This window comes from Pseudidiomarina mangrovi (assembly GCF_003999375.1).
Lineage (GTDB): Bacteria > Pseudomonadota > Gammaproteobacteria > Enterobacterales > Alteromonadaceae > Pseudidiomarina > Pseudidiomarina mangrovi.
In genome coordinates, this window is sequence record NZ_RJLC01000010.1 from 146157 (window position 1) to 157829 (window position 11673).

Genomic DNA, 11673 nt, shown 5'->3' on the forward strand with positions numbered 1-11673 from the left:
TTATCACTACAGGAAGCTCGAATATGGTTATTCAGCCCAAGATCCGCGGTTTTATCTGCACTAATGCACATCCAGTTGGTTGTGCTGCTCATGTTCAACAACAAATCGATTATATCCGTGCCCAAGGCCCGCTTGCCGGCGTGCCGAAGCGGGTTTTAGTGATCGGCTGTTCAACCGGTTATGGCTTGGCTTCGCGCATCACCGCGGCGTTTGGCGCTGATGCTGAAACCCTCGGCGTGTGTTTCGAAAAAGAGCCGTCAGAAAAGCGCACCGCGACCGCTGGCTGGTACAACACTGCGGCGTTTCATCAAGCTGCGGCAGCAGCTGGGCTGAAAGCCCACACCATTAACGGTGATGCGTTCTCCAACGAAATCAAAGCACAAGTGATTGACCAGATTAAAGCCAGCATGGGGCAGGTCGATCTGGTGATCTATAGTTTGGCGTCACCGAAGCGCTTTGACCCAACTACTGACACGTTGTACAGCTCAACCCTGAAACCTATTGGCAAGGCTTACACGACCAAGACCTACGATACCGACAAAGATCAGGTCAAGGAAATTACCTTAGAACCTGCCAACGACGACGAAATCATGCAAACCGTGAAGGTTATGGGCGGTGAAGATTGGGAATTGTGGTTGGCGGCATTGAGTGAAGCGGGTGTCTTAGCGGATAACGCAATCACCACGGCCTACACCTACATTGGTAAAGAACTGACTTGGCCGATTTACGGGCATGCCACTATTGGTAAAGCGAAAGAAGATCTTGATCGCGCCGCCGCGGCGCTGCGTAGCAATCATCAAGACAAGCAGCTGAAAGCCTATGTATCGTCACTCAAGGCTTTAGTTACCCAAGCCAGCTCAGCCATTCCAGTGATGCCACTATATATCTCGTTGATTTATGGCGTGATGAAGCAAGAGGGCACGCATGAAGGCTGTATCGAGCAGATCTACCGGCTGTTTACTGAAGGCCTGTATGCGGCAGCACCGCAATTAGACGAAGCCGGGCGTATGCGCATGGATGGTAAAGAGACCAATCAAGCCACTCAAGCCAAGATCAAAGCGTTATGGGATCAAGTCACTCAAGAGAATTTCCATGAGCTGGCGGACTACCAAGGCTATCATGCTGACTTCCTCAAACTGTTCGGTTTTGGCCTAGCAGGGGTGGATTATGATGCCGATGTAGACCCAGTGGTAAACTGGTCATAATCACCACGCAATCAGCCCTTTGAAATCGGGAAAATTTGTGTCGTGTGAGGTAGTAACCCGCGACACAAATTGCTAAAATGCCCGCCCTAGGTGAACACGAACAAAAATCAGGCAGTGCAACAGTTGTGGTTTTGCACCGTTTTGTTGCACTAACTAATTGATTTTTCAGGGTTTCATGCTTGCTAGCGCGGGCGTGGAGCAAGATCAATCTTCCCTAACGAGTAGTGCTTACGCGTATGATTACAATCAAGAAAGGGCTGGATATTCCAATTTCTGGAGCGCCCCAGCAAAGTATCCATGATGGCCCTGCCATCACTTCCGTTGCCGTTTTAGGTGAAGAGTATGTCGGTATGCGTCCTACCATGCATGTGCAGGTGGGTGACCGGGTGGCCAAAGGCCAAATACTTTTCGAAGACAAGAAAAACCCAGGTGTGACTTTTACTGCTCCGGCTGCCGGTGTGGTGAAAGACGTGCTGCGTGGTGCGCAACGGGTGTTGCAAGCGGTGGTTATTAGCCTTGAAGGTGACGACAAAGTCAGCTTTGATAGCTACAGCAGCGACCAGCTAGCCAGCCTTGACCGTGCTAAAGTGGTTGAGCAGTTAAATGCCGCTGGCCAATGGGTAGCCTTGCGCACCCGGCCATTTAGCCGCTCGCCGAAACTTGACGCAGAACCTGCCGCGATTTTTGTTAATGCCATGGACACCAATCCATTGGCGGCTAACCCAGCTACTATCATTGCTGCTGAACAACAAGCCTTTATTGATGGCTTGCAGGTACTGACCACGCTGACGAGCGGTACGGTATTTGTCAGTAAAGCGGCTGATGCCGAAGTTGCTGTCGGTAACGCTAAGGTGCAGCTTGAAAGCTTTGCTGGCCCGCATCCAGCCGGCTTAGTGGGTACTCACATTCACTTCTTAAGCGCAGTCAGCAGCAGCAAGCAGGTGTGGCATATCAACTACCAAGACGTGATTGCCTACGGCAAGCTGTTCACCAGCGGTGAGCTGTATAACGGCCGCGTAGTTGCGTTAGCTGGCCCAAGCGTCAGCAATCCACGTTTAGTGCGCACTGTTCTTGGCGCCAACCTGACTGAGTTGACCAAAGGTGAACTGCAGGCGGGCAATCAACGTATCATTTCAGGCTCAGTATTGAACGGTCATAAGGTTGATGACGCGCACCAATGGTTAGGGCGTTTCCATCTGCAAGTGACCGCGCTGACTGAAGGTGACCAAAAAGAATTCTTCGGCTGGATCAAACCGGGTGTCAATCAACACTCTGTGACGCGTGCTTATTTGGGCCATTTGGCACCGAAAAAGCTATTCGCTATGACCACCACCACCAACGGTTCAGAGCGTTCTATGGTGCCAATTGGCAACTATGAACGCATCATGCCGTTGGACATCCTGCCAACCATTTTGTTGCGCGATATTTTATCAGGTGATTCCGAGCAGGCCGCTAAGTTGGGTGTGCTGGAGCTTGATGAAGAAGATTTAGCGCTTTGTACGTACGTATGCCCAGGCAAATATGAATACGCGGCAGCATTACGCACGATGCTAAATGACATCGAGAAAGAGGGCTGATCATGGGTTTGAAACATTTCCTCGAAGAGATTGAACCGAACTTCGAAAAAGGCGGCAAGTACGAGAAGTTTTACGCCTTATACGAAGCTGCGGCGACGATCTTCTATACGCCAGGTAAAGTCACCAAAGGTGTGACCCACGTGAAAGACAGCGTGGACCTTAAGCGCATCATGATTTTGGTGTGGATGATGACATTCCCAGCCATGTTCTGGGGTATGTACAACGTTGGTAACCAAGCCTTTTTAGCACTCGGCAACGGCTATGAGCTGGCTGATATCTGGCAAGTAGGCTTGTTCCAATTGCTCGGTGGTGACCTAGCCAATGCTGGTTGGGCCGGCAAGTTACTGTACGGTGCCTGCTTCTTCGTACCGGTTTATGCCACCACCTTTATTGTGGGCGGTTTCTGGGAAGTGCTGTTCGCCAGCGTGCGTAAACACGAAATCAACGAAGGCTTCTTCGTCACCTCAGTGTTGTTCTCATTGACCCTGCCAGCAACCATTCCTTTGTGGCAAGTAGCTTTGGGTATCACCTTTGGTGTGGTGATTGGTAAAGAAGTATTTGGCGGCACTGGCCGTAACTTCTTAAACCCAGCGCTGACCGGTCGTGCCTTCTTGTACTTCGCTTTCCCAGCGCAAATCTCTGGTGACCAAGTGTGGACCGCGGTAGACGGTTTCTCTGGCGCTACCTTGTTAGGCCAAGCGGCAACCGGTACTAACTATTTCAGCGATACGGCGCTGTGGTGGGATGCCTTCTTGGGCAACATCCAAGGCTCTATGGGTGAAGTATCAACCCTGATGATTCTCATTGGTGGTCTAGCACTGATTTACTTCCGCATTGCCTCATGGCGCATCGTCAGTGGCGTGTTCATTGGGATGGTGGCGTTATCGGTGCTGTTTAATACCATTGGCAGCGACACCAACACCATGTTCTTGATGCCGTGGTACTGGCACTTGGTGGTGGGTGGTTTTGCCTTCGGTATGATGTTTATGGCAACCGACCCAGTATCCGCCTCATTTACCAATAAAGCGAAGTTCTGGTATGGCTTCTTGATTGGCGCCATGACGGTATTGATTCGGGTGGTAAACCCGGCATACCCAGAAGGCATCATGCTCGCAATCTTGTTTGCGAACGTGTTTGCGCCACTGTTTGACCACTTCGTTGTGCAAGCGAACATTAAGCGGAGATTGGCTCGCAATGTCTAACAAAAACGAAACTCTCGGCAAAACGCTGTTTGTGGTGGTCGCACTGTGTTTGGTGTGCGCCATCATCGTAGCCGGCTCAGCGGTTGGTTTGAAACCGCTGCAGCAGAAAAACGCAGCGTTAGATATGCAACGTAACGTGCTTGATGCAGCTGGCTTGTTACAGCCTGGCACCGACGTCATCGCGTTATTCGAAGAACGCGTTGATACGCGTCTTGTTGACCTCAACACGCTGACCTATGTGGATAGTGTCGATGGCAAAAACGCCACTGACTACAACCCAATCAGCGTGGCGAAAAAGCCAGGCTTAGGTACTAAGCTGGATAAAGCCGAAGACACCGCGGGTATCGGTTCACGCGAAAACGTCGCCAAGTTGTACTTTATCAACGACAGCAACGGCGAACTAGAAACCTTGGTGGTGTTTATTCGTGGCTACGGTTTGTGGGGCACTATGTATGGTCTGTTGGCACTTGAGCCGGACCTGAACACCATTAAAGGTGTGAACTTCTATGAGCACATGGAAACTCCTGGCTTGGGCGGCGAAATTCAAAACCCGAACTGGGTTGCTGGTTGGCAAGGCAAACAGTTGTATGGTGACGATATGAGCACAGTGCAAATTGATGTGACTAAAAACGTTGCTGACCCAGCCCATGATGTTGATGCGTTGTCGGGTGCTACTTTAACCAGTAACGGCGTTGAGAACACCTTCCAATATTGGTTTAGCGATAAAGCCTATGGCCCGCTGTTAGAGAAGATCCGTCAAGGAGAGCTGAACAATGGCTAGTAAGAAGGAAATCAAAGAGGTTCTGTTTGGGCCAATCTTTGCTAACAACCCAATTGCCCTGCAGATCCTCGGTATTTGTTCGGCCTTAGCGGTTACCTCGAAAATGGAAAACACCTTGGTCATGTGTATTGCATTGACTTTCGTGACAGCCTTTTCGAACTTTTTTATCTCGTTGATTCGTAACCACATTCCTTCAAGTGTGCGGATCATCGTGCAAATGACCATTATTGCCAGTTTGGTTATTGTGGTGGATCAAATCCTGCGCGCTTATGCGTACAGCATCGCCAAAGAATTATCGGTATTCGTTGGTCTGATTATTACCAACTGTATCGTTATGGGTCGTGCTGAAGCTTATGCCATGAAGAGCCCGCCGGGGTTATCTTTCCTTGATGGTATCGGTAACGGCTTAGGCTACTCGGTGGTGCTATTAACCGTTGGCTTTATCCGTGAATTGTTTGGTTCTGGCAGCTTGTTTGGCTATCAGATTCTGTCATTGGTGTCTGAAGGTGGCTGGTATCAGCCGGTGGGCTTATTGGTATTACCGCCAAGCGCATTCTTTATCATCGGTGGCTTTATCTGGGTATTACGCACGTTCCGCAAGGAACAAGTTGAGCCGAAGGACTAAGGGAGCCACATCATGGAAGCTTATATCAGCTTATTTATTAAAGCGATTTTTGTTGAGAACTTGGCACTGTCGTTCTTCTTAGGCATGTGTACGTTCTTGGCGGTATCGAAAAAAGTAACCACCGCGTTCGGTTTGGGCGTAGCGGTTATCGTGGTATTGGGTATCTCAGTACCGGTCAACAACATCGTGTATCACAATATTTTGGCACCTGGTGCGCTGGCTTGGGCTGGCTTTGCCGATGCTGACCTGAGTTTCTTGCGATTCTTGACCTTTATCGGCGTTATCGCGGCGTTAGTTCAGATCCTCGAGATGACTTTGGATAAGTTCTTCCCGGCGCTTTATAACGCGTTGGGTATCTTCCTACCGTTGATTACCGTGAACTGTGCCATTTTCGGTGGCGTGGCCTTCATGGTGGAACGCGACTATAGCTTCGGCGAGTCGGTGGTCTACGGGATTGGTAGCGGTATTGGTTGGGCACTGGCCATCGTTGCTTTGGCAGCGGTGCGCGAGAAGCTGAAATACGCCGATGTACCGGATGGTTTACGTGGCTTGGGCATTACCTTTATCTCGGTAGGCCTAATTGGGTTGGGCTTTATGTCATTCTCTGGCGTATCCCTGTAAGTACCGGTAACGGTCGTAACGATTTAACGAGAGGTACGAGTCGATGCAAGAGGTCATTCTTGGCGTAGGCATGTTTACCGTGATTGTACTGATTTTGGTTGCTGTGATTATGGTCGCAAAATCAAAATTGGTGCCTCAGGGTGATGTGGAAATTTTAATTAATGACGACCCAAGCAAGAAAATTACTACCCAGCCGGGTACCAAGCTATTAAACGCGTTAGCCAACTCAGGCATTTTCGTGTCATCAGCTTGCGGCGGTGGTGGTACTTGTGGTCAATGTCGGGTGCATGTGAGCGAAGGTGGCGGTGAAATCCTGCCTACTGAGCGCGATCACATCAACCGTAAAGAAGCCCGTGAAGGCTGCCGTTTGTCGTGCCAAGTGAACGTCAAACAGAACATGAAAATTGAACTTGAAGAAGAAGTGTTCGGTATTCGTAAGTGGGATTGTACGGTTAAGTCGAACCACAACGTTGCTACCTTCATCAAAGAGTTCGTGGTGCAGTTGCCAGAAGGCGAAGTGGTGCCATTCCGTGCTGGTGGTTATATTCAGATTGAGGCACCACCGCATCACGTTAAATATAAAGACTTTGATATCGAAGAGAAATTCCGTGGTGATTGGGAGCGTTTTGGCTTCTTCAACATTGAATCAAAAGTCGATGACGAAACTATTCGTGCATACTCTATGGCGAACTACCCAGAAGAGTACGGCATTGTTATGTTGAACGTGCGTATTGCTACGCCACCGCCGAAAGACTTGAGCTTGCCAGCCGGTAAGATGTCATCGTACATCTTCAGCTTGAAGCCAGGCGACAAAGTCACTATTTCAGGCCCATTTGGTGAGTTCTTCGCCAAAGAAACTGAAGCAGAGATGGTGTTTGTTGGCGGTGGTGCAGGTATGGCGCCAATGCGTTCACATATTTTTGACCAATTACGCCGCATCAAAACTAACCGTAAGATGAGCTTCTGGTACGGTGCGCGGTCGAAGAAAGAAATGTTCTATGTTGAAGATTTCGACATGCTTGCCAATGAGAACGACAACTTTGAATGGCATGTTGCCTTGTCCGATCCGCAGCCAGAAGATAACTGGGAAGGTTACACAGGGTTTATCCACAACGTGTTGTTGGAGAACTACCTGAAGAACCACCCAGCGCCAGAAGACTGTGAGTTCTACATGTGTGGACCACCGATGATGAACGCTGCGGTGATCAAAATGCTGAAAGACTTAGGCGTTGAAGATGAAAACATCATGCTGGACGACTTTGGTGGTTAAGTAGAGATGATAGCGAAGCTGAAATCGCTGTTTCGAATTTGGCTAGCCCTGCTGGGGCTAGCCTTTTTCGTTTCATGCACACACGCACCCCAGCAACTGGCCATTAGTGGCGAGACCATGGGTACTACTTACCATGTGCGCTATGTATCGGCTAATCCGCGACATAATCCGGAACGCGTCAAAGAGGCGGTAGATGCAGTGTTGGTGCAGGTCAACGCGCAAATGTCCACTTACGACCCTGAATCGGAGCTATCACGCTTTAATCAGCGCCCGCAAACCACCCCAGTGGTGATTTCACGGGCCTTAGAGCAGGTGGTGCGGCGGGCATTAGAGATTGCCGAAGAAAGTGATGGCGCGCTCGATGTCACCGTCGGTCCATTAGTTAATCTCTGGGGCTTCGGGCCACAGGCTCGCCCTGAGCAAGTGCCGAGCGAGGCTGAATTAAGCGCAATTCGGCAGCGCGTGGGTTATCACATGCTGCAGATCGATAATCATCAAATGAGCAAGCAAGTTCCCGAGCTCTATGTCGACTTATCTACCATTGCGAAAGGCTATGGCGTAGACCGCGTGGCGCTGGTACTGGAGCAGCTCGAGATTCAAAACTATCTGGTCGAAATTGGCGGCGAAATGCGCATGAAGGGCAGTAAGCCCGGTGATGAGCCGTGGCGTATTGCTATTGAAAAGCCAATATCTACCGAGCGTTCGGTGCAGCGAGTGATTGAACTCGGTGATGCCGCCGTAGCGACATCAGGTGATTATCGTAATTACTATGAGCACGATGGCGTGCGCTTTTCCCACATCATTGACCCGCATACCGGTAAACCTATTCAGCATAATCTGGTCTCAGTAACAGTTATTACCGACACCTGTATGGACGCCGATGCTTATGCTACCGCGTTGACGGTGATGGGGCCGCAGCGCGCGCTTGAGTTTGCTGAGCAAAAACAATTGGCGGTGTTACTGATTACCCGCGAAGTTGATGGCTTTAAAGAGCATAGCAGTAGTGCGTTTGCACCGTATTTGAGCCAATAGGAGTTGACCATGGGCTTATTTTTAGCAGTATTTGCCATATTTCTTATTGTCGTATTGGCTATGGCGATTGGTTTTATCGTACAACGTAAATCGATTTCTGGTAGTTGCGGTGGCATTTCATCCTTGGGTATGGAAAAGGCTTGCGATTGTGCCGAACCCTGCGATGATAAGAAAAAGCGTATGGCCAAGCAGCAACAGTGGCTCGATAATCGTATTCAGTAACGCACACAGTTTATAAAAGGGGGAGTGTCGGTGGTAACGCCTGTTCATATTCGACCGCATACCGCGGAAATCTATTTGGACTGCAACGCCACCACCCCGGTTCTGCCGCATATTGCCCAAGCGGTTGAACACGTTATGGAACAAGTGTTTGGCAATCCGTCCAGTAGTCATATCACCGGCTTACAAGCCCGCTACATTCTCGATAATACCCGGCGTTTAGCACGCCAAGTCATTGGTGCCGAAAAAGGCCACGTGGTGTTTACCAGTGGTGCCACCGAGGGTATTCAAACCGCAGTGTTGTCAGCCTTAAGTGCGGCCCGACAGCAGCACACTACCGGTCGCTACCTGCTGTACGGAGCGACCGAACACAAAGCCGTGCCGCAGGCGCTGGAACATTGGAATCGCTTACTCGGCGTCAATGCTGAGTTAAAGGCGATTCCGGTGGACCACAACGGCTTACTGGATCAGCAGTTCATTGCCGACCATGTCGCCGATGCGCTGATGATTTGTACTATGGCGGTGAACAACGAGACCGGCGTGGGGCAAGATTTGGCTGCATTAGAGCAGGTTATTCGTCAGCACAATGCCAGTGTGCCGTGGATGGTCGATTGTGTGCAAGCGTTGGGTAAGCAAGCGCTGCAACTGGCTCGTACCAGTATTGATTACGCGCCTTTTAGTGGGCATAAACTTTATGCGCCAAAGGGTATCGGCTTTTTGTATGTGCGTGCCGGTAGCCCATTTACCCCGCTGATTATTGGCGGTGGCCAAGAGCAGGGGCTGCGCTCAGGTACCGAAAACCTGCCCGGCATTGCTGCGCTGCATACGTTATTTGAATTGTTACTGGATAAGCAGCAAGCGGTATTTCATGATCATGCCACCTTGAGTGGCTATCGTGATCAGTTGCTGACCGTGTTACGGCGGGTGTTTCCAACGTTAGAATTGAATCACGACTTAGCCTTGAGTGTACCGACTACGTTAAACTTCTCGGTGCGCGGTGTGCCGTCGCGCGACATTATGGATGTGTTCGACGCGGCCAATATTCGCATTAGTTCGGGCTCGGCCTGCAGCTCAAAAGTACCCCGCAGCTTTGTGCTCGATGCCATGGACTTGGCCGCCTGGCGCTCACAATCTGCTATTCGCTTATCGTTTGGCCCAGCCACCAGCCAAGCCACCATTAACGCTGCTTGTGAACGTATTCAGCACGCCGCTAGCGCGCTGCGTCATTCGTGTTTACTGCTGGCGGATACCAATGAAGACATTGATAGTGACCTCGATGGTGTGGTGCAACTGCGCTTTGATAACCGCTGCTGCTATTTGATTATCGATAAAGCCGCCCGGCAACTAGTGGTGATTGACCCATTACCAGAATTAGCTGAGCGGATTGAGCGGCTGGTGCAATGTCAGCATTATCGGGTGCGCGCCGTACTGACCACCGAACCGCACGATAGCCAAAGCCCAGCGGCCATGTTAGCGCAGTTACTCTGTGCCAGTGGTTGTGGTGCGGCCCGTGATGCGGTCGGTTGGCCACTGGAAGTTCCCACCGTTTGCCCAGCGCCGATAGATTGTACCGTGCCGGTGCATGGTTGTTTAAGTATCGGTGATCGGCGGCTATTTCGGGTCGGTAGCCGGCAGCCGGTGTATTTACTCAGTTCACCGTTGCCAAATAGCAGCGCCGAGCAATTGCGGGTCGATTTTGCCTTTATTGGTGAACAAGAAAATGCCGCAGTTATCTTGCCGATGGTGCATGAACACAGCTTGCTGTGTAGTAGCATTGACGATGACTTTAGCTTGGTACGTAAACCCTGCGAGCTGGCCGATGGCTGTGCCGAGTGCAACCTTGATGATGTGATCCCAGAAGCGGATACCGACTGGCTTGATGGTAGTAATACCTTAGTGATTGACGTGCGCGAACAGCAAGAGCATGAAGTCACGCCGCTACCGGTCAAGGCTGAGGTGATCAATGTGCCGCTCACACGGTTGGCGCAGTTTATTTATAGTCACCGTGAGCAGCTGCAACATCGCCCCATTTTATGCATTTGTCGCAGCGGCCAACGCAGCGCGGTGGCAGCACGGGTGCTGCACCGTCATGGTTTTACTCAAGTACGTCAATTGATTGGCGGGTTGACGTTGCTCGCCAATTAAAGCGCGCGAGATAGCCATCTTTACCAACTAAATAACAGACTTCCGCAGCACATGCGCTATTCCACACGTTGGCTGCCGAGAGGCTCTGCCACTCACCCTCTCGTTTGGCCAGCAATGCCGCACCGCTGGGGTTACTGACCAGCAGGCCTTGTTGATCCGGTAGTAGAGTGAGGCTGTAGAGCGCTCCATCGAGGGGTGGCTCCGAAAGAGCGGTAAATTGCTCGTTGCGATATTCCATTAAGCGTGGCCGTGCCTCAGCATGTTGCAGGTCACCGCCGGCTAGTAATACGTGGTCAGCCGCTAATGGCCAAACACTGGTAATACCGGCATTAGGCCCTGCCGGCATGGGGGTGTCGATGGTTTTAAAGCGAATGCCGGTGGCGCGTTTCAGTAACAGTCGTGCAGTGCTGGCATTGCCGGTACCAATTGCCCAACTGTCGTTGGCAAAGCGCACACAACCGCCACTGGCAGCAAAACCGCCTTCGCCGGCGAGCGGTTTGTTGTCAACGGCATTGCGCGCACTCAGCCAATTACGGCCATCAGCCCCGCGAATCATTTCCCAGTTACTCTCGCTGCTATCACCGTACACCCAAGCTTCGCCGTTTGGCGCCATATCCATACAATTGAGGAATTGCGTGCCACCAGCACGATAACGCAATTGCCAACTTTGTCCGCCATTGGCCGTGTAGTAAATACGTGAGTCGCCATTGGTGCCGATACTGAGTGCGTAGGCATGGTCGCTATCAAGTGCTTTGATATCACGAAACTCCAGCGCTTGGTTGACTGGGTTGAAATACTCCCAGCTGCTACCGCCATCAAGACTACGACCAATGGTGGCATTTGAGCCGCTGATCCAGACCACCTCGGCACTCGGCGCGCTAACGCCAATCCAATGGATATCCGCCGGACTCTCAAGCGGAGTAACGCTAATAGCACTTGCTAGCAGCGCATTCGCAATAACCGTATTAGCCAACATAAACTCTCTCAGTCATTAGC

11 protein-coding genes are annotated in these 11673 nt (G+C 51.0%); 10 read left to right on the forward strand and 1 reads right to left on the reverse strand.

The genetic code is table 11. The features are described from left to right. The first annotated feature begins 23 nt into the window (after positions 1–23). From fabV to EFO84_RS03900, 10 genes are all read left to right on the forward strand, one after another. Complete coding sequence (fabV, locus tag EFO84_RS03855) at positions 24–1205, forward strand: enoyl-ACP reductase FabV (RefSeq protein ID WP_127346751.1); 1182 nt, start codon at positions 24–26, stop codon at positions 1203–1205. A 236-nt stretch (positions 1206–1441) separates the two neighbouring features. After that, positions 1442–2782, forward strand: coding sequence for a Na(+)-translocating NADH-quinone reductase subunit A (locus EFO84_RS03860; RefSeq protein ID WP_127346752.1), 1341 nt, complete (start codon positions 1442–1444; stop codon positions 2780–2782). A gap of 2 nt (positions 2783–2784) precedes the next feature. Next, entirely contained in the window at positions 2785–3984 is a 1200-nt protein-coding gene (locus EFO84_RS03865; RefSeq protein ID WP_127346753.1) for an NADH:ubiquinone reductase (Na(+)-transporting) subunit B, read from the forward strand. Continuing rightward, positions 3977–4765, forward strand: a complete 789-nt coding sequence (locus EFO84_RS03870; protein WP_127346754.1) for a Na(+)-translocating NADH-quinone reductase subunit C — start codon at positions 3977–3979, stop codon at positions 4763–4765. Before EFO84_RS03865 ends, EFO84_RS03870 begins: the two co-directional genes overlap by 8 nt. Then, a complete protein-coding gene (locus EFO84_RS03875) occupies positions 4758–5390 on the forward strand; it encodes an NADH:ubiquinone reductase (Na(+)-transporting) subunit D (RefSeq protein WP_127346755.1) in 633 nt (210 codons plus the stop codon). Before EFO84_RS03870 ends, EFO84_RS03875 begins: the two co-directional genes overlap by 8 nt. 12 nt (positions 5391–5402) lie before the next feature. Then, on the forward strand, positions 5403–6011 hold the full coding sequence (gene nqrE, locus EFO84_RS03880) for an NADH:ubiquinone reductase (Na(+)-transporting) subunit E (RefSeq protein WP_127346756.1): 609 nt from the start codon (positions 5403–5405) through the stop codon (positions 6009–6011). 43 nt (positions 6012–6054) lie between these two features. Continuing rightward, positions 6055–7281, forward strand: a complete 1227-nt coding sequence (gene nqrF, locus EFO84_RS03885; RefSeq protein ID WP_127346757.1) for an NADH:ubiquinone reductase (Na(+)-transporting) subunit F — start codon at positions 6055–6057, stop codon at positions 7279–7281. A gap of 6 nt (positions 7282–7287) precedes the next feature. Continuing rightward, complete coding sequence (locus EFO84_RS03890) at positions 7288–8313, forward strand: FAD:protein FMN transferase (protein WP_127346758.1); 1026 nt, start codon at positions 7288–7290, stop codon at positions 8311–8313. Between the two features lie 9 nt (positions 8314–8322). Beyond that, positions 8323–8535 (forward strand): (Na+)-NQR maturation NqrM, encoded by a 213-nt coding sequence (gene nqrM, locus EFO84_RS03895; RefSeq protein WP_127346759.1) that lies wholly within the window; start codon positions 8323–8325, stop codon positions 8533–8535. Between the two features lie 30 nt (positions 8536–8565). After that, on the forward strand, positions 8566–10677 hold the full coding sequence (locus tag EFO84_RS03900) for an aminotransferase class V-fold PLP-dependent enzyme (protein WP_127346760.1): 2112 nt from the start codon (positions 8566–8568) through the stop codon (positions 10675–10677). Here EFO84_RS03900 and EFO84_RS03905 read toward each other — a convergent pair. Next, the gene (locus tag EFO84_RS03905) at positions 10628–11653 is read right to left on the reverse strand and encodes a WD40/YVTN/BNR-like repeat-containing protein (RefSeq protein WP_127346761.1); all 1026 of its coding nucleotides are present in this window, start codon (positions 11651–11653) and stop codon (positions 10628–10630) included. The two genes, EFO84_RS03900 and EFO84_RS03905, sit on opposite strands and share 50 nt — an antisense overlap. Positions 11654–11673 lie beyond the last annotated feature (20 nt).

Bases quoted from the DNA above. Each gene is read 5' to 3' on its own strand.
- fabV (WP_127346751.1), top strand. From the start codon at position 24: ATGGTTATTCAGCCCAAGATCCGCGGTTTTATCTGCACTAATGCACAT.
- EFO84_RS03860 (WP_127346752.1), top strand. From the start codon at position 1,442: ATGATTACAATCAAGAAAGGGCTGGATATTCCAATTTCTGGAGCGCCC.
- EFO84_RS03865 (WP_127346753.1), top strand. From the start codon at position 2,785: ATGGGTTTGAAACATTTCCTCGAAGAGATTGAACCGAACTTCGAAAAA.
- EFO84_RS03870 (WP_127346754.1), top strand. From the start codon at position 3,977: ATGTCTAACAAAAACGAAACTCTCGGCAAAACGCTGTTTGTGGTGGTC.
- EFO84_RS03875 (WP_127346755.1), top strand. From the start codon at position 4,758: ATGGCTAGTAAGAAGGAAATCAAAGAGGTTCTGTTTGGGCCAATCTTT.
- nqrE (WP_127346756.1), top strand. From the start codon at position 5,403: ATGGAAGCTTATATCAGCTTATTTATTAAAGCGATTTTTGTTGAGAAC.
- nqrF (WP_127346757.1), top strand. From the start codon at position 6,055: ATGCAAGAGGTCATTCTTGGCGTAGGCATGTTTACCGTGATTGTACTG.
- EFO84_RS03890 (WP_127346758.1), top strand. From the start codon at position 7,288: ATGATAGCGAAGCTGAAATCGCTGTTTCGAATTTGGCTAGCCCTGCTG.
- nqrM (WP_127346759.1), top strand. From the start codon at position 8,323: ATGGGCTTATTTTTAGCAGTATTTGCCATATTTCTTATTGTCGTATTG.
- EFO84_RS03905 (WP_127346761.1), bottom strand. From the start codon at position 11,653: ATGTTGGCTAATACGGTTATTGCGAATGCGCTGCTAGCAAGTGCTATT.